The sequence below is a fragment of the Clostridioides sp. GD02404 genome, assembly GCF_045898275.1.
GTDB classification, from domain to species: domain Bacteria; phylum Bacillota; class Clostridia; order Peptostreptococcales; family Peptostreptococcaceae; genus Clostridioides; species Clostridioides difficile_A.
The window spans coordinates 16,731-40,734 of sequence record NZ_JBJOCA010000007.1; the positions used below are offsets into that span (position 1 = coordinate 16,731).

The 24,004-nt window shown below is 27.1% G+C and carries 19 protein-coding genes; 4 read left to right on the forward strand and 15 right to left on the reverse strand.

What is annotated here, in order from left to right; translation table 11 throughout:
- Positions 1–606 (reverse strand): accessory gene regulator ArgB-like protein, encoded by a 606-nt coding sequence (locus tag Q3287_RS06040; protein ID WP_054277345.1) that lies wholly within the window; start codon positions 604–606, stop codon positions 1–3.
- Positions 607–849: 243 nt separating this feature from the next.
- Positions 850–2,280 carry a DUF4116 domain-containing protein gene (locus Q3287_RS06045; RefSeq protein ID WP_407963674.1) on the reverse strand — a complete coding sequence of 477 codons (1,431 nt, stop codon included), beginning with the start codon at positions 2,278–2,280 and terminating at the stop codon, positions 850–852.
- Positions 2,281–2,624: 344 nt separating this feature from the next.
- On the opposite strand from Q3287_RS06045, the gene Q3287_RS06050 reads away from it, so the two are divergent.
- Complete coding sequence (locus tag Q3287_RS06050; protein ID WP_054271327.1) at positions 2,625–3,290, forward strand: hypothetical protein; 666 nt, start codon at positions 2,625–2,627, stop codon at positions 3,288–3,290.
- Between the two features lie 425 nt (positions 3,291–3,715).
- Here the strand turns inward: Q3287_RS06050 and Q3287_RS06055 are convergent, their stop codons facing one another.
- The 9 genes from Q3287_RS06055 to Q3287_RS06095 form a co-directional block, all read right to left on the reverse strand.
- Complete coding sequence (locus Q3287_RS06055; RefSeq protein ID WP_407963675.1) at positions 3,716–4,981, reverse strand: DUF4830 domain-containing protein; 1,266 nt, start codon at positions 4,979–4,981, stop codon at positions 3,716–3,718.
- A gap of 198 nt (positions 4,982–5,179) precedes the next feature.
- The gene (gene ptsP / locus Q3287_RS06060) at positions 5,180–6,892 is read right to left on the reverse strand and encodes a phosphoenolpyruvate--protein phosphotransferase (RefSeq protein WP_054271329.1); all 1,713 of its coding nucleotides are present in this window, start codon (positions 6,890–6,892) and stop codon (positions 5,180–5,182) included.
- A 258-nt stretch (positions 6,893–7,150) separates the two neighbouring features.
- Entirely contained in the window at positions 7,151–7,411 is a 261-nt protein-coding gene (locus Q3287_RS06065; protein WP_003422895.1) for an HPr family phosphocarrier protein, read from the reverse strand.
- 191 nt (positions 7,412–7,602) lie between these two features.
- Complete coding sequence (locus tag Q3287_RS06070; protein ID WP_054271331.1) at positions 7,603–8,814, reverse strand: patatin-like phospholipase family protein; 1,212 nt, start codon at positions 8,812–8,814, stop codon at positions 7,603–7,605.
- A 231-nt stretch (positions 8,815–9,045) separates the two neighbouring features.
- Positions 9,046–10,779, reverse strand: a complete 1,734-nt coding sequence (locus Q3287_RS06075) for an Eco57I restriction-modification methylase domain-containing protein (RefSeq protein ID WP_407963676.1) — start codon at positions 10,777–10,779, stop codon at positions 9,046–9,048.
- A gap of 39 nt (positions 10,780–10,818) precedes the next feature.
- Positions 10,819–11,217, reverse strand: a complete 399-nt coding sequence (locus Q3287_RS06080) for an Rrf2 family transcriptional regulator (protein WP_054271333.1) — start codon at positions 11,215–11,217, stop codon at positions 10,819–10,821.
- On the reverse strand, positions 11,214–12,767 hold the full coding sequence (locus Q3287_RS06085) for a putative bifunctional diguanylate cyclase/phosphodiesterase (RefSeq protein ID WP_407963677.1): 1,554 nt from the start codon (positions 12,765–12,767) through the stop codon (positions 11,214–11,216). The genes Q3287_RS06080 and Q3287_RS06085 overlap by 4 nt, the downstream gene beginning before the upstream one ends.
- A gap of 320 nt (positions 12,768–13,087) precedes the next feature.
- Positions 13,088–13,912: an N-acetylmuramoyl-L-alanine amidase gene (locus Q3287_RS06090; RefSeq protein WP_079740405.1), complete on the reverse strand. Its 825-nt coding sequence runs from the start codon at positions 13,910–13,912 to the stop codon at positions 13,088–13,090.
- A 146-nt stretch (positions 13,913–14,058) separates the two neighbouring features.
- Positions 14,059–14,703: an undecaprenyl diphosphate synthase family protein gene (locus Q3287_RS06095; RefSeq protein ID WP_407963678.1), complete on the reverse strand. Its 645-nt coding sequence runs from the start codon at positions 14,701–14,703 to the stop codon at positions 14,059–14,061.
- A gap of 138 nt (positions 14,704–14,841) precedes the next feature.
- Between Q3287_RS06095 and Q3287_RS06100 the strand changes: the two genes are divergently transcribed.
- Positions 14,842–15,312, forward strand: coding sequence for a DUF4358 domain-containing protein (locus tag Q3287_RS06100; protein WP_054271336.1), 471 nt, complete (start codon positions 14,842–14,844; stop codon positions 15,310–15,312).
- 104 nt (positions 15,313–15,416) lie between these two features.
- Here the strand turns inward: Q3287_RS06100 and Q3287_RS06105 are convergent, their stop codons facing one another.
- The 4 genes from Q3287_RS06105 to Q3287_RS06120 all read right to left on the reverse strand — a co-directional run bounded on the left by Q3287_RS06105 (position 15,417) and on the right by Q3287_RS06120 (position 21,274).
- Positions 15,417–16,679: an MFS transporter gene (locus Q3287_RS06105; RefSeq protein ID WP_407963679.1), complete on the reverse strand. Its 1,263-nt coding sequence runs from the start codon at positions 16,677–16,679 to the stop codon at positions 15,417–15,419.
- 74 nt (positions 16,680–16,753) lie between these two features.
- Complete coding sequence (locus Q3287_RS06110) at positions 16,754–18,127, reverse strand: M20 family metallopeptidase (RefSeq protein ID WP_407963680.1); 1,374 nt, start codon at positions 18,125–18,127, stop codon at positions 16,754–16,756.
- A 213-nt stretch (positions 18,128–18,340) separates the two neighbouring features.
- On the reverse strand, positions 18,341–20,464 hold the full coding sequence (locus Q3287_RS06115; protein ID WP_407963681.1) for a sigma-54 interaction domain-containing protein: 2,124 nt from the start codon (positions 20,462–20,464) through the stop codon (positions 18,341–18,343).
- Between the two features lie 21 nt (positions 20,465–20,485).
- A complete protein-coding gene (locus tag Q3287_RS06120; protein WP_054271341.1) occupies positions 20,486–21,274 on the reverse strand; it encodes an HAD family hydrolase in 789 nt (262 codons plus the stop codon).
- Between the two features lie 368 nt (positions 21,275–21,642).
- Here Q3287_RS06120 and Q3287_RS06125 point away from each other — a divergent pair, with 368 nt between their 5' ends.
- On the forward strand, positions 21,643–22,599 hold the full coding sequence (locus Q3287_RS06125; protein ID WP_054277355.1) for an LCP family protein: 957 nt from the start codon (positions 21,643–21,645) through the stop codon (positions 22,597–22,599).
- A gap of 285 nt (positions 22,600–22,884) precedes the next feature.
- Complete coding sequence (locus Q3287_RS06130) at positions 22,885–23,850, forward strand: LCP family protein (RefSeq protein ID WP_054277356.1); 966 nt, start codon at positions 22,885–22,887, stop codon at positions 23,848–23,850.
- The last annotated feature ends 154 nt before the right edge of the window (positions 23,851–24,004 follow it).

The window sequence follows — 24,004 nt, forward strand, 5'->3', positions numbered from 1 at the left end:
TTAATTCTCCCCCACACATATTTTACTTAAATTCTTAGCTTTTAATTTCCCTAATACCAACATTATAAAAATCCAAAACATAGCAAATGCGCTATATATGAAATAATCTACAAATACATTCAATAAAAAGCTTAAAACTGTCATTAATAATATTATTGTAGATACAAATACAGCAACTTTTTTGTAAGTTAACTTTTCTCTATCACTTATAGGATTACTTCTATGTTCTATTGGACAGAGAATACAAATCCCAACCCAACTAATGCTTGCAGTAACCATAATGATATTTTTAAATAAGTATAAATCTAGATTTTCTATAATTAATATTGTAGACAAAATTATAAAAACAAAAGTCAATAGGCACCTAAAATAATTGTCTGCATGATACCCACCTGAAAATTGTCTTATTGGACAGTAACACATTAAAAAAAACAATATATATGTAAATTTGCCAAATAAAAAACCTATGAGCAGCATGGTCGTTACATTAACTATAAAAGCTATCAATATTTCAAATCCATAAGAATAAACTTTTGATTCATTATTATCTATCATATTATTACAAATTAAAACAGATGTCATTTTATCAGCAGATTTCTTAAACATTTTTACCTCCAAAAAAATTTTACATACATAGAATACCTTCTTTTTTGAGAAAATTCAATATACTTTACAAAACTAGTTGCTAAAATTGTAAAACTGGTCAAAAAAAGACCTATATAAGTCTTTAGATATTCTTTATATAACAAAATAATTATAATAAAATACTTTTACTATTTTTTATATACATAAAAACACCTAACTTATTACTATAAGCTAGGTGCCTTTACATATATTTTTCTATATATTTCAACTTTGTTTTTGTTTTACATATTGTAGTGCTTTTCTATTCTGCTTTACTGCTTCCAAGCAAATTTTTTCTGTTTGATTATCAACAAATTCCAAAGCTCTATAGTTTTGTCTTACTGCTTCTAAACATACTTCTTCTGTTTGTTTATTTACATATTTCAACATTCTGTAATCTTGCTTCACTGCTTTTAAACAAATTTCTTCTGTCTGCTCTTTCACATATTTAAGAGCTTCATAACTTTGATTTACTGCTTCTAAGCAAACTTTTTCTGTTTGTTTACTTACATACTGTAAAGCATTATAATTTTCTCTTACTGCCTCTATACACATTAATTCTGTCTGATTTTCTATATATTTAAGAGCCTTTCCATTTTGTTTTACTGCTTCTACAAAAACTCTTTCTGTTGGAACTTTTACATAGCTTAATATTTCTTTTATTTTAAGTTCTTCAAATGAATCTTTTATTGCCTCTATACATATATCTTCTGTCTGTTTTTTTACATATTGCAGGACTTTCCCATTTTGTCTAACTGCTTCTATACATATATCTTCTGTCTGTTCTTTTACATATTGTAGTGCTCTTCCATCATTTCTAACTGCTTCCATACATATATCTTCTGTCTGTTTTTTTACATATTGTAGTGCCATATAACTTCTTCTAACTGCTTCTATACATATTTTTTCTGTCTGTTCATTTACATAATACAATGCAAAATCATTCTGTTTTACTGCTTCTATACATATTTCTTCGGTTTGTTCTTCCACACAAGGTAGAGCACTATAGTTTTCTTTTACTGCTTCTAAACATATAGTTGAAGTTTGTTCTTTAACATAAGCTAAAGATTTTCCATCTTTTTTTACTGCTTCCAAACATATAGTTGGAGTTTGCTCTTTTATGTCTTTAAGTATTTCTGCAACATCATTTTTTGATGCCATTTCTATAAATGCTAGACATACATCTTCAGTCTGCTCTTCTACAAATTTAAAAACTTCCATAACATCATGAGTAGATGCATGTTTTATAGCCTCAATTAGTACATTATCAGTCTTATCATTTATGTAATATAAAGCTCTGTAGTTCTGTTTAACGGCTTCTATACAAATATCCTCAGACTGATTTGTTATATACTTAAGAGCTTTGTATGTCTGTTTAACGGCTTCCATACATACCTTATAAGTCTTATTTTTTACAAACTCAATTATAGTCCCATCCTGTTTTACTGCTAGTAAACACATTTCTTCTGTCTGATTTTCTATGTCTTTTAATTCTCTGTAATCATTTTTTACTCTGCTTAAGTCATTTAAATGTACTTTATTGTCTTGCTTTAAACTCTCCTCATTATCCTCTATATCATCCTCAAATTCTTCATCATCTAAATAGTCATCTTTTTCTGGTAAAAATATAGATTTAATTTTATTTTTTATATCCATAAAATTAACCTCCTTTAATACGATTTTATCATTAAAGTAAATCGTTTTTAAGTATTTATTTAATTAATTTTATATTAAGTTCCTTTAAAAGTCTATTCATTGTCGACAGATTATATTTTACATTAATAAATTTATTTTACATATGTGGGGTAATAAAGTTAATAGTGGACATTTTCCATCCCATTAGTATACACTATTTATATTTATCACTCATTTATAGTGATTTTTTTCAATTTTTTTATCATTTACTATATCATAATTATCCAATTTATGATATTATTTAAATATAATATAAGTTTTATAAAGTATATTAAATATATTATAAAGATGGAGGTCGAGTAATTTTGAAAGGAAACATAGTACAATTTAATTTTGCAGATATAGAGGAAGAAGTATATTCGTTAGATTATGCCATAGCATGGAATACAGACGAGGAAAACGTAAGCATAATCCCATTTACAAATAAATTCTGTAAAGAATCTATAGAATCTTTTTGTCTAGGTAAGATTGACAACTTTGTTGAAATATTAAATGAAGGATTTGTTGAAAATCATCATTATGTGCATTTAGATAAAATAATCAATGTCCCTAAGAAAAAGGTTAATCTAGTTTATCAACAAGACACACATGGTTATCTTTTAAGAGATGATAATAATGACCTTATTCCTGCAAAAATAACTTCAGAACAATCTAAATCCATATCAAATAAGATGGAGTTATTCTGTGCTGGTGAAGAAAAATGTTTAATCAATATATTACTAAAGGCTGACCCATCATATATTCTAGATGTAGATAGTATAAAGGATAAGAACATTTTAAACTTAGGTTATGAGTCTATTGATAGATACAAAGAATACAATTTTGACGATGATAAAATTTTAATATTTTTTATAAATAAAAAGCGTTACTCAGTAATTATGAAAAAAACAAATAATTCTAATAATGATTTAACTGCTAGAAATAATGCTATTAAAGAATTATTTACTACTAATGCAGCAAGTCTTAACTAGAATTACAAGTTTAGCTCATATTACCAATTAAATTAATAATAGTATACAAAATGGGAGTAGATAATTCTACTCCCATTTATTTATAATAAACAAATAAATCCATAAACCCATTGAGTGATTATAATTTTTAGATTGTGTTATCTTGCATTTTTAAATTTAAGGTAACTTTCTATTCTAAACTTTAATCTCTATATCAATATCATCAACTGTAACCACTTACAATTAAATCTTTAATAATCAAACTTTAGACTATCTATATTAAAACTCAAATTAGATTCAGGATTTATTTGGATATCACATTTATTTTATTAACTTTTATTTAATTATCCTTTATTTATAAACTTAGTCTTCCCTTAATTCTATTATTAAATACTTTTAATTATTTTTCAATACAATATTAATTTTTAACAATATTTATTTTAGATTTATTTTGTAAAGCCAGACACTTTCCACACTCCCTTTTCATTTACAATATCAATATTGATATCTGAGAAAGTTCCTCTTCCAGTGTCACTCATTATATCATTACCCCCAAATATAACATTATAACATCTCTTATCATTTTCTTTTAAATCAATCTTTTCCATATATACAATTTTATCATTATTAATATAATCTGGTAAATTCATCCCAAACTTAGTATCATTAAAAAGCTTATGATTATCCAAATTAATGAAGAGAGTACTTATCTTACTTTCTACATCCATAGTAGTTAATAAAACCTTTGTATTATTTTCTTTTATAGCCTTTATATACATTTTTATTAAATCCTCATTACTTAACTTTGATACCTCTATATATAAAGAATTTGACTTATCTATACAATTATCATCTACCCATGTATTTAAGTCTTCTTTTGTCACTTCCTTAAAACTATGTCTTTTTAAGCTAATAGCATTCCCTTCATGCCTTCCAGAATCAATATACGCACCTACAATTTTTCCTTCATATCTTATTATTATACCTCTAGTACTTAATAGAGTATCTTCAAGTTCATCTGATAACGGTTCATTTAAATTGTATATCTCAGCAGTAATCTCTTTTGATTTTAAGTTTGAAAAATCTAACCCTATATCTTTAGATAGCTCTATATTATATGCCCAGTACATCTTCTCTACTGTATCTTCTGATGAATACTTAAAATTATTTGGAATTGTTTTTTGTTGAGATGATATTAGAAAACTTGGCGTCCAGTTATACTTTTTAAAAAGTTCATTTACATCATTAGGTACTTTTGAATATTGAGGTCTAAATTCTTCAAGTGATGATATTAACCTAAAAAAATCATGTGGTACATTAAATTTTTCATTATCATATTCAATCTTTCCAATATTATGTATACTATCATATGAGTAATTTATAATTTTTTGTTCTCCATCACCATTATAAAAATTTATACTCTGACTTTTTAATGTAATCTCATTCCTATCTTCCCCATCATAATACTCTACATTATTTAAATAGTTTAATATTTCATTTATTAAATGTTTATCTGAAATTAAAATTGGCTTATGCTCTTTTTCTTGGCTAATCTTATTGTAAATTTCTATTTTTTTTGTATCTTTTAAATCTAAATATACTTTTTTATCATGTTTGTTACTTATTAGGTTGTTTTGTGCATTTAAATATAATATTATAGAACTCAAAATAAGTATAGCTATGATAAATACCTTTGTGTTTTTACTTTTCAAATTGTATACCTCCATTAAATATTTATTAGATGCAGACTATATTATTAATACCAAACCATAAATATTATAATATCTTAAATTATACAATAAAAAAGCCATAGTATATAGGATAAACTATGGCTTTTACTTATTCATTAAATAATTTTTTACTATCTATAATCTACCTAAATAAGTATTTCTATAGATATAATTTAATAATTACATATTAAAACTAGTTTCAATATATTTCTTTATTTCTTCAGCAGTACCCATATTAAGTACCTCATCAGCTAATTTTTTCATATCGGCTTCTTTAACTGAAGTTATTAATTTTCTAGCAGGAAGTATTGATATTGGAGACATAGAGAACTCATCTAATCCCATACCTAAAAGTATTGGTATCATTTTTTGGTCTCCAGCAGATTCTCCACACATACCTGCCCATTTACCTTCTTTATGTGCATTGTCTATAACAGTCTTTATAAGTCTTAAAACAGCTGGATTAAATTGATTATAAAGATAGCTTATTTTTTGATTCATTCTATCAACTGCACAAGTATATTGAATTAAGTCATTAGTTCCTATAGAGAAGAAGTCTACATGTTTAGCTAGTACATCAGATATTACAGCAGCAGATGGCACTTCTATCATCATACCAATTTCTACATCTTTAGCATAAGTTATACCCTCAGAATCAAGTTCTGCTAAAACTTCTTTTACAACTTCTTTAGCTTGTAATAATTCTTCTAAAGAGGAAATCATAGGGAACATGATTCTTAGTTTTCCATGAACACTTGCTCTGTATAAAGCTCTTAATTGAGTCTTAAATATATCTTTTCTGTCTAAGCAAAGTCTTATTGCTCTATAACCTAAGAATGGATTCATTTCAGGTTCCATGCTTAAATAACTTAATTCTTTATCTCCACCTATATCCAATGTTCTTATAACTATAGGTTTTCCATCCATTCCTTCTAGTACAGCTTTGTAAGCTTCATATTGTATTTCTTCAGTTGGGAAAGAATCTCTATCCATGTATAAGAATTCTGTTCTATAAAGACCAACACCTTCAGCATCATTCTTTATTAGACCTTCTATATCATTAGGAGTTCCTATATTACCAGCTAATTCTACATGCTTTCCATCTAAAGTCACAGATGCTTTTCCTTTTAATAACTGTAATGCTTTTCTCTCTTCTTCATATTTAGCTTTTAACTCAGTATATTTATTTATAGTATCTTCATCTGGATTAACGATTACTTCACCAGTATCTCCATTGAAGACTACAAAATCTCCATCCTTAACATTTGAAGTTATATCACTTAATCCAACGATTGCAGCTATTTCTAAAGTTCTAGACATGATAGCTGTATGAGAAGTTCTTCCACCTATATCAGTTAAAAATCCTAAAACCATTTTTTTATTCATAGTTGCTGTATCTGATGGAGTTAAATCATGTGCTATTAATACTACTTCTTCACTTAAAGCAGATAAATCAACAACTTTAATTCCTAATATATGTCTAAGTATTCTATTTGTAACATCTTTTATATCTGCTGCTCTTTCTTTCATATATTCATTGTCCATAGACTCAAACATACTAACAAACATTTCTTTTATTTCATTTAAAGCGTACTCTGCATTTACATTTTCAGTTTTAATCTTGTCTATTGCAGAACCAATTAATTCTGGGTCTTCTAAAACTAATAAATGTGCTTCAAATATTTCTGCCTCTTCTGCTCCTAATTCTTCAGAAGCCTTTTCCTTAACCTTTATTAATTCTTCTTTAGAAACTGCAACTGCATTTTCTAATTTAGCAATTTCCGCTTCAACATTATCTATAGATTTTTTTTCAATTACTAATTCACTATGCTCAACTACTAACGCTTTCCCTAAAGCAACACCTGGAGAAGCACCTATTCCTTTGTAAGCCATAACCCTACCTCCTAAAAAATATCTTCTGTATTTTCATACTAAATTTATGATTAAAAATATCTTATTTCATATTCTAAAATATTTGTATTTTCATACCCAGTTAACAATAGTCTTAATCTTCTGATTAAATAAACATGAAAGTAACAAAGAAATTAAATATCTACAAATGTCAATCTGTATATGTTTAATGCTTCTCTGTTACTTTTACTTTAAGTAATGATTAGATTATAAATATCAAACTTAAAAAAATTATTATATCTACTCTCCAAATCCACTTTCAACTAATTCAACCATTGCAGCTAAAGCTACTTCTTCATCTTCTCCATTTACAACTAACTTTAATTCTTCTCCTTGAGCTAAACCTAAACTCATTATTCCCATTATTGATTTTGCATTTACAGTCTTGTCTTTTGCTACAACCTCTACTGTTGATTTGAACTCAGCAGCCTTCTTAACAAACATTCCTGCTGGTCTAGCATGTAATCCACTTGCATTTTTGATACTAACTACTTTTTCCATTTTTTAAATCCTCCTATAGACTTTACATTTTATATTTTTTAAAATTGTTTTCCTATTTTTTACTTTAATGGTACTTAGTGGTACTTTTTTGTCCTATGGTCATTTTTTGTTCCCACTAGTGCTACAAAAATATTATACTACTAATATACACTTTTTTCGAGTATAATTACAAATTTTTTTTTGTTTTTTATTTAACTTTGATTTTTTAAGTCTTTTATAATACAATTTGTCAATAATTTTGTATTTTTGTTCTTTTTAATACTAATTTTAGGTCTAATTTCAAAATTAGAAGCTAAATTTTTATTAGAATCAATATTTGTATTTACAACATCTATAACTTTGTTAAAATCATATAATTTTATTCTATTTATGCTATTTTCTTCAAGTTTTTTTTCATATATACAGTAAAATAAATCTTTGTATGAAAAATTTTTGGGTAAGCCAAGTACTTCACCAAGTTTTGGTATTACACTTTCCATAATAGTTCTTAAAGAAACATCTCTCTTTATATTTAATAAATTACAAATAAATTGCACAGTTTCATTACTCATACTTCTAAACTTATCAAAACAATATTCTTCATTGTATTTATATTCTACATCAAAATAATATTTAATCCCATTACATCTTTCATACGCTTTCATAGTATCTAAATAACCCAATCGAATATTTTTTTCTACATTGTCTCTGTCTTTATTTAGAGAACCTCCCAAATACTCTGATGGTATTATAGTTTTTATATTTATATTCTGATGTTTATTTAAATTCATTTTTCCAAGAAAATCATCAATCAGCCTAATTACAACAACATCTTCATACCCTTTGTCTTCTAAAAGTCCTATTGGCATATTGTCACAAAACATTCCATCAAGATATAATTTATCATCCATCATATTTGATTGAAAAATAGGCAAGCTAGAACTAGCAATTAAATAATCAATCAATCTCCCTTGTGGCATATCTTCTATATACATTGGATGTGGATTAATCTTTTTATCCCACCACACTGTAACAAGTCCAAAGTCTTTTTTTGATTTTCGTATTATATCTTCATTTAATGTAGTTTCCATTAGTTGTCTCATAGGGCTTATATCTATGCCTTCATTTTTTCTAGCCTTATTTATAAGTTCAATAAGTGCATTGATATTTTTAGTAGTGAAATCTACATTTTTAAATTTCTCATAAGTATCTTTATCCATATTCATAAAGTGAGTATAATCGTAGTTTAACCAAATATCTTCCATTACTTCAATATCATTTTGAATTATATATGCTCCATTTAAAGCACCAATTGATGTCCCAGTTACTCCTTGGAACTCTATTCCAAGCTCTCTTAAAGCCTTATATGCCCCTATTTGATAGGCACCTTTTGTTCCTCCACCTTCTAAAACTAATCCTTTCATATTATCACCTACTATATTAAAAACGTTTCTGATTTCTATTTCTCAGCAAATATTAATTCAAAAAACTATTTTTAGTTATTGGAGAAAAATAAAATTGTACAAATTTATTTTTATTTTATCAAAAAACCATTTAAAAGTATATATCTTTAATGTTTTTTATATGGTTAACTTTTTATTCAAAATTTAGATAAATAATTAACATTCCGTGATTTTCTTTATATCTACAGATGCTTATATACCCAAAGAATTCATTATTAAGTTATCCATTTTTATCTGCAATCTTTCTACCTTTTCTTTATCCACAGAGTTGTTTAATAAAATTGATATTATTTGTTTTGACAAACTTTCTATCTCTTCATAATTATTATCTCTAAAAATTCTTATCTTCATAACCTTATTAGGATAGTAATCGTATATGTTTTTACTCATCTTTTTAGCAGTTATTTTAAAGTATTTATCATAAATGCTAGAATTTAAGATTCCAACTAAATATTCATATGAAAATTTATCTAAATATTCTTCTTTTATGAAAAAAGAATATACATCTGCACTTGAAAAGTTATTATCATAATCTATAGCAAATCTATTTTCTTTTGATTTATAAGGATACATTATTTTTTTTCTTTCGAAGAAAAGCTTTTCTCTTCCCCATTGAAGTTCATACCATTTCCTTATTCCATTTTTACATTCTCTTCTGTTTTCTAGCTTTGACTTGTATATTCCTATAATCTCATCAAGTATTTTCTTATTTTTTTCTTCATCTTCTATATCATTTGAATATATTAACCTATATTCACTTTTATCTACTATATATTTATTTATATTTTTACTTTTTATCCAACACTTTAAAAATTTATCATCCACAAGGTTCAATTTTACATCATTTTTACTTAAAATAAATGCCTTATCACAACCTGTGATTATTCCTTGAAAACTTATTGCTATATCTTCCAAACTATAGTTGCATTTTTCTTGTATCTTATTATAAAAAACTCCATCAGCTTTATTTACAAGTATCCATTCATCAGACAACAAACTTTGATTTATACTAAAATAATCAAAGTTACTACTATTTAAAAGTTCTTCTAGTGTTTCAAATTTATTTATACATATATCCTCATTTTTTATTTTAAATACATCTATTGATTTCTCTTTTGATTTTTTCTTATCAAAAGTAAGTATACAACTAGATACCCCTATATTTTTAAATATATTTGCACCTAAAAAATCTACTACTTCTTTAACTCTAACATTTGATTTAATATATTCTCTTAAATCTTTACCCGATAGACTTTCTAAAAAATATCTTGGAGTTATAACGCTACCAGTTCCTCCTTGTTTCAAAATGTCTATAATCTTTTTATAGAAACAAAAATACAAATCAGCTTTATCTTTATAAACTTCACTGTATTTTTCTAGGAGAAATTTTTTATATTTCTTTTCAAGTTTTTTATGACCAATATATGGCGGATTACCAATTATATAATCAAACTTATATCGCCAGTTCTTTTTAAGGCTATCACAACAAAATAGATTAATCTTTATATCAGATTCCTCTAAGTCATTTACTGCCTTTTTGTTTATTAAGCTGTCTTTTAATATATTTATAGCTTTCTCATCAATATCAGCACCATATATACAATAATTTAATATATGACTGTGTATATTATCAACAGTCCAATAAGTCTCATCATACTTCTCTTTTAATTCATAGATATTTTCCTCGAATAAGTCATATAAAATATCGTATACTTCCAAAAGAAAATTTCCACATCCACAAGAAATATCGAGTATTCGTGGGTATGGATTTTTAATTATATCGTGATTTTTTAAAGTTTTTTTTACAATATAATCGACAATGATTTTAGGAGTATAGTATATTCCACTTGCTTTTTTAGTATCTACATCTAAACTATTCTCATACTCTTTAGACAGTAGAAAATTATCTTGAGATATATCATCCATAGCTGAAAACCTCCAATTATTATCATAGCTGAAAATTTATTATTCTAGTATTTGTCTTATAGATTTTCTTGATAAAAGTTTATAGATTTCTTTTTCTATTTCTAGTAACTCGCGATTTACTTTGCAACCTTTTAAGCAATTACTGCAATTGGATACATATCTCGTACATTTATTTATATATATTTTTCCATCAATTAATTCTACAATAGTTCTTAAACTTATTGTATCCAATGATACATTTAACATGTATTTCTTGCCATCTTCTTTATTAAGAGTAAGTACATTATTTGCACAAAGTTTTCTAAGAAGTTTATACAGTGTTAGTATTGGTATATCTTCACTTTTTAATATTGTTTTAACATCTATTGGATTATCTTCCCCATTATTAAATATAGCTCTTATAATTCTTATTGAATAATCTACATCTTCTGAAATCATTCTTCCGCCTCCTCAACTGCCATGTATCTATCTAAAAGAGTATCTTCTAGATTTACATAATTTCTGTCAGTAAGAATTCTTTTATAACTAATCTCATCTAAAGGTTTAAAATATATGTAACCTTGTATTAAATTGCATCCCATTTCGTTTAAAACTTTAACCTGCTCCATATCCTCTACACCTTCACATATAACAGTTAAGTTCAAATCTTGTGAAAGATTAACAATTGCTTTTACCATAAACTTTGTCTTTGTATTTGTAACTATATCCATTATAAGTGACCTATCAATTTTTATAACATCTAGTGGTATCCCCTTAAGATTAATAAAATTCGAGTTGCCTACTCCAAAATCATCTAATGATATGTCTATACCTAAAGATTTAATCTCATAAAGCCTCTCACTTATAAATTTTACATCTCTTAGTGCTGTTGTTTCTGTAACTTCTATTTCTATGAGTTCTTTAGGCACATTATATGTATTAAACATTGATTTAAAAAAATCTACTAAATCATTTTTGTATAGTTCCACCCTGGAAAGATTTATTGAAACTGGTAAGACATTTATACCTTCTGAAATCCAATTATCAATAGTAACAAATACTTCTTGAATTAGCCATCTACCAATATTATTTATCAGACCACTTCTTTCAGCTATAGGAATAAACTTATTTGGTCCAACCATACCTAAAGACGGATGTATCCATCTTATTAATGCCTCTGAACCTATAATTTTACCTGTACTCGAATCAACTTTGGGTTGATAATGGATTACAAATTCCTTGTTCTTTATAGCTAAGAATAAATCTTGCTCTATTTTCATAAGTGATTGTATTTCTTCTTCCATTGCAGAATCAAATTCTACATATTCTATATGCTTTAATCCTTTTGACTTAATCCTTGCCATATCAGCATTGTCCATAGCTTTTTTTATATCAATTTTATCATCATTAAATCTATAAATTCCAATTGATGCCTCAACATTTATATTCATTTTAAAACTATCAATCTGACTTAATGTCACAATTTTATTCCTAATGAGATTTACCAAATAAGGAATCTTTTGTTCTCTATCTTCAAGCTTTATTATTAATATAAAAACATCGCTTTTTAGTTTTCCATAAATAGCTTCTTCACCAAAATAACTTTTTAGATTGCTTGAAATATTATCTAATACTTCATCCCCTAACTCATAACCATATATATCATTTATAAGTTTAAGTCTACATAAATCAAAACAAGCCATAACACAGTTTTCTTTCTTATTGCTAATAATATAATTTTGAATATGTTTTAAAAAGTTCTCATCCTTAGTAATATTCATAATCTTATCTGAATTATTTACTATTTCTAAATTAATTTTATCCTCATATAGCTTGATTTTAAGATACGAAATAAATATATTTATAGTAAATAATATTAATAAAAGTAAAATTAATACCTTTATATATATCCCAACATGCCTTGTGAGTAAAACTATTCCCAAAATTCCGATTATGATAAAAATTATTTTATTTAAACTGCAAATTTTTGTCATACTATTCTTATTCATATAAATTCCCCTATATTATTTTTAAATTATCTTACAATCAAACTTTTTCTATATTAATTATAAAGCACAATTGATAGTAAATCAATGTAAGTTAACATCACAAATAAATAACTATGTTATATTAAATTTGCTTTCTTAAATTTCATAAATATTTACTTTTTTAACAAAAAAACTATGAGATTAGATATATGTAAGATAGTTTCTAATTTCATAGTTTTTCAATTCAAATAGTATTTTTTGATACAATTCAACAGAATAAATTTAATCCAAAGTATACAGTTCCATATTTAAGTAAATCCATACATAAACATGAACTTAATTTACTTTTTCCCTTTAGAATCTAAGTATGAAAGTATACCTTGAACAATACCCTCTGTAAGTTGGTCTTGATATTTTTCATTTATTATTTTTTGTTCTTCTGATGGTGTCGTTAAAAAACCACACTCTATCAATATAGCAGGCATATCTGATTCTCTAAGTACTTCAAAGTTGTTTTCAACTATACCCCTATCCTTTACTTTAACATAGGATGCTATAGTACTTTGCACTGACTGTGCAAGATCTTTTGAGCCATCTGTAGCTTTATTCCTATACCAGGTTTCTATACCTGTTGCTGTATTTCCATTTTTCTCTGCATTTAAATGGATAGAAACAAGTACATCAGCAGAACTATTTTTCGCTAGATTAACTCTATCCATCAGCGATACATATGTATCATCAGTTCTAGATACTACAACTTGAATATCTTTCTGTTTAGCTAATTTATTTGCTAATTTCTTTGAAATTTGTAAATTTAGGTCTTTTTCATATCTGTTACTAGTCTTACTTTGAGTCCCTTTATCATTTCCTCCATGACCTGGGTCTATGAATACAGTATATTTTTTATTTTTATTTTCTTCTTCATTGCCAAGGTCAAATTGCTCTGACTTAACGTTTTGTTGTTGGTTAGTTTTATTGCTTTTATCCATCCCTTTTACTAAAGCTACTACACCTTGAGTAACTTTAAATGCAATAAATAAAAATAACATCGTAAAGCAAACCAACACTACTAATTTTTTCTTATTTAATTTTCTTTTTTTTCTATTCAGATGGCTGGTATTTTTAGATTTGTTTCTTGAATTACTGTTATTATTGCTTTTTGACATTTTTTCACCCTTCTTGGTATAAATTTTCACATTTTTTTATAATATTAGTGTTATTTTTTCATAATATTAGTGTTATTTTACCACCAAGAAGGTTTTTTTTCAATAATTTAAAACATTCTACAACCTAAAACATCAAAATTCTCTAATTATCCACCTAAAGTAACATCTTGTGTATCATACCAGCTAAAGGCATCTTTTATATCATCACCTCTAAAATCTGGCCAATAATTATCTATAACATAAAAGTCTGCATAAATCGATTGCACAGGTAAAAAACCGCTTAATCTCCTTCTTCCACCCCATCTGATTATCAAATCTAATCTTGATACATCAAATGACTGTATGTAATCTTGTATGTTATTTTTATTTACATTTTCTACTCCTGATATATTATTCAGGTCCCAATACCAACCATAATTTACCAATAGATTTGCTTTTATCTGACCTTCCCTAGCTTGGATTCTATTAGTATATGGTAATAATTCTTTTGGAAACATTGGAGATTTCGTATTTCCAACAACTAATAAAGCTGCACCCTCATCTATTAATATATTTGCAGCATCAATACATGCTTTTGTAAAAGCTTTTGTCTGCACTGATGGACGTCTTGTATTATCAGTTGTAAATCCATAAAAAGTTACTTCTTCGCAACCTAAATCTCTACATAATCTATAAGATTCCAGTCCAGGATTTATTCCACTTTCATATCCTCTATCTTTTGTCATACCATTTTGACTCGCCCATCTTCTATTTCCATCTGGGATAATTCCTACATGTTTTGGTACTCTCATTTCTAATCACCTCTTAATAGGTATTATTATCAAAATATTACATTATTAATCAAAACTGTAACATTAAATACATTTATTTTTATATAATTATGTAGTAAACTAATTTAAGATAGAGTTTAAAAAACTTGGAGGTTTATCATGAAAAAAATTTTAATATTGTTTTTTTCGATAATCTTATCATTTGGAATGGTTAGTTGTTCTTCAAGTGGTGATTACAAAAACGTTTCTACATCGAAAATTGAAAAGTCATTAAAATCTTCTGATTTACTTGTAAAAGAATCAAAAGTCTTTGATGCAAAGGAATTTAACTATTTCAATGATGTGGAAGAGGACATCATTCAAGGTTTTGTAATTAATTCTTCTGAAAAATTATCTCTAGAAGATATTATCGTCATAAAAACTGACGATGTAGATAAAATCTATAAAACTCTAGAAAATTATAAAAAAGACATGATACAAGCACCTTTTGGAGAAGGACATGGAGAAAAAAGCAATTCTGAAATAGCAAATAATACTATAGTTGAGAAAGCAGGCAGATATGTTTATCTAATTTCTGCTGAAAATGCCTCTCAAATAGAAAACAAAATACTGAGTATAATAAAAAAATAAATATCATTATTGATGTTTATTAAATATCAATGTAATTTTTATATAAATAAATTTATTTTATTAAAAATTACATTGATATTTTTTATTTGTTTAATTAGTATAATTTAAACCTCTTTTAGCTTTTTCTTTTTTCCTAAAACTAGACTTATTAATATCAATCCAACCATAATTACAGTCAATACCAAGTATGTCATCCATGCTAATGTATATCCTCCAGACATATCATATAGTTTTCCAGTAACAGCTGAACCTAAGGCTGCTCCCAATAAAACTACTGCATTTACTACACCAACTATTGTTGAATAATCTCTTTTGCCAAATATCTCTGATGTGATAAGAGCAGGTACAATAGTTCCCATACAGTTTCCAATTCCCCAACATATAATAAATACTATTATAGCTGGATACTTACTAGCAAATAATAGAGCCAATACCCCTAGAAATACTTGTAATCCAACAAATATAACACCTTTTTCACATCCAACTTTATCAAATACATATCCTAGAAGTATTTTGCCTAATATAACTACTCCCATGTTTATAGATATAACACTTGCTGCAAAAGTTGGAGAATACCCTATATCAGTCAAATAAGATGCAATATGCATTTGTACTCCCATAGCTATTATTGTAATCAAAATTAATCCTACAACCATAATCCAAAATATTTTAGTTTTTACAGCATCTCTAAGCATGATTCCTTTTGCAGAATTGTCTAAAACGTTTTCAGAGGAATTGCTATATCCATATGGCAATAAACCTTTATCACTTGGTTTTTCAGACATAAATATCAAAACTGCTGGTATAGTTGTGACTAAGATTATTATTCCCAACACTAAGTAGGATTGTCTCCAACTGTAGTTTAATATTATATAGTTAGCTATAGGATTAAATATCATACCACCTACTCCACTTCCCATAAAAGTTAAACCTAATGCTAGACCTCTTTTTTCTACAAACCAATTGCTTATTATTATTGATAGAGGAGTTAGAGTTGTCATACCTAACCCCAAGCCTGAAAATATACTCATTAAATAAAAAACATATATACTGCTTGCATATGAATATCCTATATAACCAATTCCTGCTAACACACACCCTACAAGCATTATATTTTTTAGTTTAAATTTCTTTGCTAATTTCCCCATAAAGAGTGCTATTACCATGGTAGACAAAGCAATTACTGTATAATAAAGAGAAAACTCAGACCTAGAAAAACCTAGGTCTTCTGTTACAGGTTTTATAAATAAACTTGCACAATTATTTACTATTCCATAAACAGATATCATTAGTATTAAGCCAGCAAATACAACTAACCATCCTCTAAAAAACCCTTTTTGTGAATTAGATATATTATTTGATTCCATTTTTTACCCTCCAATTTTAGTGAATTTAAGATTAATTTATTATTTAAGGTATAGTTCTATTTTTAAAATAAAGATTATACCAATGGTTTATATTCAAATCCATCCAAAGATTTTGTAAACTCTTCTTTTGATTTTTCAAGCTTTTCTCTGTCCATCAAGATATCATATGCAGAACAAGCAAGCACTTTCGCTGCACTTAACATTGCTTCAAAACCTACATTAGAACCAGATGATGAACAAGCTTGCCAAGTATGGGCTGCTGTACCAATAGGCCATGCCGCCATAGCAAATTGTGCAGTTGGTACTATATAGCTTATATCTCCTACATCAGTTGAACCAGATACATTTTTGTATTTATAATCTTCAAAGTCAGCAATATCATCATGTAGATATTTTTCTACTATATTAAGATTTCCTTGAAATGAAGTTGCTACATTTCGTCTTTCTTCTTTTGTAATTGTATTTGCTAATTTGTGAGCAAAATCTAAATCTTCATCTTTAAAGTTCGGTGCTCCTACCAACCTCATATTCTCAGATACAACATCTGTCAAACTTTGATTAGGTAAATAATCATACATTGCATCTATAACTTCATATTCCATTTCTGTTTCTGTCATCATCGCTGCACCTTTAGCAACTTTTACCAATCTATCAAGAATACTCTTTACATCTGATGCTTTTTTACCTCTTAAGAAATACCATGACTCTGCATAACCAGGAACTATATTTGGTCTTTCCCCTCCATTAGTTATTACATAATGCATACGTATAGAGTCCAGTATGTGTTCTCTTAGATAATTAGCACCTACATTCATAAGTTCAACTGCATCAAGTGCACTTCTACCAGTATGTGGAGATTGTGCTGCATGAGAAGTAATTCCTTTAAATCTAAATTTCATAGAGAAATTTGATAAACTAGTTGGTCTCCAAGGACTATTTACATCAAAAGGATGCCAGCTAAAAGCACAATCTATATCTCTAAAACATCCTTTTTTATACATATTACATTTTCCTACTCCACCTTCTTCAGCTGGACATCCAAAATATTTTATAGTTCCTTTGATATTATCCCTCTCCATAACTTCTTTTAATGCTACTACTGCTCCTACTCCTCCTACTCCCAACAGATTATGACCACATCCATGACCTGGGGCAGATTCAGTTATAGCTTCTTTAATTAAAGATACTTTCTGAGATAATCCTGGTAAGGCATCATATTCTCCCAATATCCCTATGATAGGTCTACCTTCTCCAAACTCTGCTACAAAGGCAGTTTCTATTCCTTGAACAGTATTTACTCTAAATCCACTTTCTTCTAAGTACTTCTTTTGTACACCGCTTGCAAAATATTCTTCATATGAAGTCTCAGGATTTTCCCAGATTCCTTTTGCCATTTCTACTAAATCTTTTTTATGTTTATCAACACAACTAATTAAATCATTTTTCATATTTAAAACCCTCCTAGGAATAATTATTTTTTACTTGTGACTTACTATATAAGCAATGATTGTGCCAAGTAAGTAGATTTTAATCTCAGTAAGTCTTGTAAGACTTACAAACACTCTTTTTTAAAATTTTAATTATCCTGATTAAATAAATAATATTGTAAACAAAAAAAATAAATGGGATATCATTAAATCGATATCCCATTTACTTTCTATTTATAAGTTTTTAGTAACCCATTTCTCCCCTTTTTCTTCAAGATGACTCCCATTTCTCCCAATACTCTTTCCGATATATCCCTCTGACTCTAAAAAGTTCATAATTACTCTAACACTATGTTCACTTGAATTTACATTGTTTGATTGTAATTTCTTTACTATCATTCTTCTTCCACAATTTTCTTTATATAATATCCTCATAATCTCACATGCTATAAGATTATCTCGATGGCTTAAGTTCTCAAAATATACATTATAAGATTTTTCTATATTATCATTAACTTCAGAATCTGTATCATTAAGCATGTTATTTTCATATGCTCTGTTTTGATTATTGTCATATGTATTTAAAGTAAATTCTTTATCTTCAATATACTTATTTTGGTAAGAATCTTTATATATCATAGGCAAATCATCTATTGTAAGTAATTCACCACCAAAGTTTCCAACATATTCAATACAATTTTTTAATTCTCGTACATTTCCATCCCAGTTGTATTTGTACAGAAACTTTCCTAATTCGTCATCGATTTTTTTATAAGGATATCCCATATTTGCTAAAAAATAATTACATAGCACAGGTATATCTTCCTTTCTCTCTTCAAGTGGAGGTATACTGAGTATACAAGTACTAAGTCTGTAAAATAAATCTTTTCTAAAATTACTGGAATTTCTAAGTTCATCTATAGTCTTATTAGTAGCAGCAATTACTCTTATATCCAATCTAATTTTTTCATATCCACCAATTTTAACTATTTCCTTTTCTTGCAGTACTCTTAAAAGCTTTACTTGAAATAATTGACTTGTATCTCCTATTTCATCTAAAAATATAGTTCCACCATTAGCTATTTCAAATAAACCTTTTTTACCCTGAGACCTAGCCCCTGTAAAACTTCCACTTTCATACCCAAACAATTCACTTTCAAGTAGTTCATCTGGTATTGCTGCACAATTTATAGATATAAATGGTCGATTCCTTTTATCTGAATAATTATGAATAGAGTGAGCATATAACTCTTTTCCTGTTCCTGTCTGACCTAATATCAGTACTGTTGAATCTATTTTAGCGTATTTTTTAGCATATTCTATAACTTCTTTATTCTTCTTAGAGTTTCCCACTATATCATTAAACGTATATTTAGCCAAATAAGATTTATTTATCTTTCCAGTATTTCCTTTATATGCTTCAAACACTTCATCTATAAAAATAGATTCTTGATAATTTTTACCCATAAAGTTTATATTGTTTTTACTGACTATAAATTCCTTATTTAAAGTTTTATCTGAGTAATATATATTCTTTTTAAGATTTGTACGTTTAAATAAGTTGTATATATTTAGTAGTGGCTTAATTGTACTTAAATTTTTTCCTATATTACTTTCCTTTATATTAAGTAATTTTCTTGCATAGTCATTATATAGCTCTATAGTTTTATCTTGATTTAAAATAATCATCCCTATTGGTATTGAATCAATTAAATGTCTTACTCGATTTTTATATTTCAAATCTTCCATTATAGATTTAATATCAATCTTATCTTCACTATATACATTTTCTTTCACTACTTTTAACTTAGATGATACTACACTTGGGTCTATTTCTAGTCTTTCCAATATTTCTAAATATCCATTATATACAATTTCTCTCCAGCCAATATCAATAAAATTTGTAACAAAATCTGGTGTATAAAAAACTTCTCCCAAATAAACTGCTGTATCTACATTTTCTATATGCACACCAAACAACTCTTTGTTATATGGTATAAATTCAATGTGATTTATCCCTAACTTTTTTAGTATTGCTATACATTCTAATGTATATATCCATTCAGGAGTTATAATGAGAACCCTTTTTCCTTTTGGAATTTTACTCAACTTTTCCACTGCATCTTTAGTATACATAGTTTTTACTAAAACTAATTTTTCTTTATTTCTCTTTATCCATTTATCTACTATCTGTTCATCTAAATAATTCATCGCTACTATAACATCACAATTTGACAAGTTTGAATCTTCTATATCATAAGCTTCTACTTTTGCAACATCTCCCAATACCTTTTCAAGTTGCAATTTATATGCTACTTTTAACTTATCATTTATACCAGCCAAAATAATCTTTTTCATTTAGACCCCCACTATAAATGGCTATCCTATTTTCATGACCTCTTTTATCTTATCTACAACGCCATTCTCAGTATTTCTTTTTGCTCTAAATCTAGCAATTTCTTTTAAATACTCATTTGCATTTTCCATGGCATAACTATGATAAGCACTCTTCATCATTTCTACATCATTCAATTGGTCGCCAAATACCATAGTTTCTTCATATTTTATATCTAGCATTCTTTGTACTTTTTTTATGGCACTTCCTTTATTTGCACCTTTTGCAGTTAAATCAAGCCATTCTACTCCAGAAATACACACCTGAGCTCTATCAGAAAACTTTTCAAAGTAGATACTATTATTATGTTCTGCACCTTTGAAGTCAAATACGGCTATCTTTAATATATCTCCTTCTACTTTAGTCAAGTCATCTACAACTTTAAACTTTGCATAGTAAGTACTAACTTCATCTATAAACGCTTCATCTTTACTTTCTATATAAGCGTATTTTTTACCACTCATTACGATTTTCTTACCTTCTATACTTCTTGTTGTCTCTATAATTTCATTTACTAATTCTTTGTCCAAAGGATTTGATAATATTTCTTTTCCTTTATATACTACCAATGTTCCATTTTCTGAGATAAACATCATATCATCTTTTATATCTTCAAATTTCTTTATAAGATTCTGATACTGTCTACCACTTGCAGCTGAAAACATTATCCCTCTCTCTCTTAATTTTTCAAATACTTTATAAAACTCTGGATTTATTTCGCTCTTCTCATCTAACAAAGTTCCATCTAAGTCTGTTGCTATTAATTTTATCATACATTTCCTCCCCCAAATTATATAATTTATGATTATTTTTTATTATTTTTTATCAGTTTAAATTTTCAATTCCTATTATACACTAAAAATTCTAAATTACAATTTGCTCATTTTGTAAGTTGATATAAGTACATCTAGGAAAATATTTTTTTCAATATGTACATCCATTTATAAAAATTTAAGTCATAATATAATTATATTCCAAGGAAATTAATAATAACTACACACTTTCTTCTTTAAAATATTATAAAAATAATTATATTATGACAAACTTATGCTAATTTATTGTGTTTTTTATTGCTTATGTAACAAATTTTTAATATAATTAACTGTGTGTAATTAAAAAATTTAGAAAGTAGGGGATATTATTGTCAGGACTCAAAAAGTTCGTTATATTTCTAGCCCTTTTAGTTATAGCATTTCCTGTTAGCATATATGGATATGTTTTTACTAAACTAAAAACTATCCAAGATGATAGTATAAATACAGAGGCGCTTAGTAGTAATGACTATAAAAATGAAGAAAGTATCACAAATATATTATTATTAGGTACAGATGCAAGACCAGGAGAAGAAGTTTCTCGTTCAGATGCCATGATGATACTGACTATTGATAATAAAAATAAAAGCCTTAAATTGACTTCATTAAATAGAGATACTTATGTTAATATACCAGGGCATGGAGAGCAAAAACTAACACATGCTTATGTATATGGACAAGCTAACTTATTGATAGAAACTATAGAGGAGAACTTCGAAATTGATATACAAAACTATGCTGTAGTTGACTTTTTCTCTTTTATGGATATAGTCGATGCTTTAGGTGGAGTAACTGTTACTGTTGATAAGAGTGAAATAAGAGAATTAAACAAGTTTATACCTGAAACTTATAAGTGGAATAAAAGTGACGACAAAGGTTCTCTTAAATATATAAGAAACTCAGGTGAGCAAAAACTAAATGGATACCAAACACTTGCATTTTCTCGTATAAGAAAAAATGATAGTACAGACCAAAGAGATAGAAGACAAAGAAGCGTTATACAAAGCTTAATAAATGGTATTAAGGATTTACCAGTTACTAAATATCCTAATCTAGTTAATACAATACTTCCATATGTAAAAACTAATATGAATCCTAATGAAATAATATCTTTAGGAAAAGATTTGTTGAGCATAGGAAATTTAAACCTTAAATCTATGGAATTCCCTCTTTCTACTGAAAATGGTAGAAAAATAGGTAATGCAGGCTATGTAATTCCTTTTGAAGAATATGAATTAGACGCAATGCATGATTTTATATTTGAGGACATTATGTTGGAAGAATAAGTATTTATCTAAAACAAATCAATAATTTTATAGTAAATACATACCTCTCAAATGCAAATTTCTTTGCAATTGTGAGGTGTGTTTTTATTTTAAAATATAAATTAAATTTTTTTAATATATTACATATACTTTTAATTATATATAAATTGACAAATTTTCTTATAAATTATGTCTTTGTCTTTTTTTTGTAACTCAAACAAGTATTGAATATATCTCAATACTTTAATATAATTAAGTGTATGCTATTAAAAAATATACAGGAAAAAGAAGAAAGAAGGGGTACTTTTGTCAAAATTAAAGAAATTTGTTATACTACTGGCTTTCTTGGTAGTAATATTCCCTATAAGCGTCTATGGATATTTTTATTATAAATTATCTGCTATTCATGACTCGAGCATAAATAGTGATTTGTTAAATAATAATGACCATAAAAATGAAAATGGAATAACTAACATACTACTTATGGGAACAGATGCTAGACCGAACGAAGATTCTTCAAGGTCAGATGCTATGATGATACTTACTATTGATAACAAGCACAATGATATCAAACTTACATCATTAGCTCGTGATAGTTATGTAGACATCCCTGGTCATGGTAAACAAAAACTTACTCATGCTTATGCTTATGGACAAGCTGATTTATTAATACAAACAATTGAAGAGAACTTTAATATCGATATTCAGAATTATGCTTGTGTTAATTTCGAATCATTTATGTATATAATTGATGCTATTGGTGGCGTTGAAGTTACCATTGAAAAAGGTGAAATACGAGAATTAAATAAATTTATTCCTGAAACTTATGGTTGGAATAAGAGTGATGATAAAGGTAGCATACAATACATTAAAAAATCAGGAGAACAAACTTTAAATGGATACCAAGCACTATCTTTTGCACGTATCAGACACAACGATACAGCTTTTGCTAGAGATGGCAGACAGAGACAGATTATACAGGCTATAATCAAGAAAACAGAAACTTTACCTGTCACTAAATATCCAGGTTTATTAGATGCTGTTCTTCCATATGTTAAAACTAACATGAAACCTAATGCGATACTTTCTTTAGGAGCTCAAGTTTTAAAAATGGGCGACTTGAATGTTAAGCAATTTGAATTCCCTATTGATGATGAAATTCACAGTACAGGTGGTATATATGGAAAAGCTGGATGGGTTCTGAGATTTGACCCAGATACATTAGACATATTACATGATTTTATATTTAATGATATAGAATTTAAAGAATAAGAAATTTAACATAAAGTTTATTGTAAATATAAGATTAAACATTAAAAAAGAACTATATCACATAATTATCTTCAAGTCATTATGATGCTTGATTATAAAGTGTATATAGTTCTTTTTTATTTTCTAGTTTATATCTATAATCCTCATTTTATCT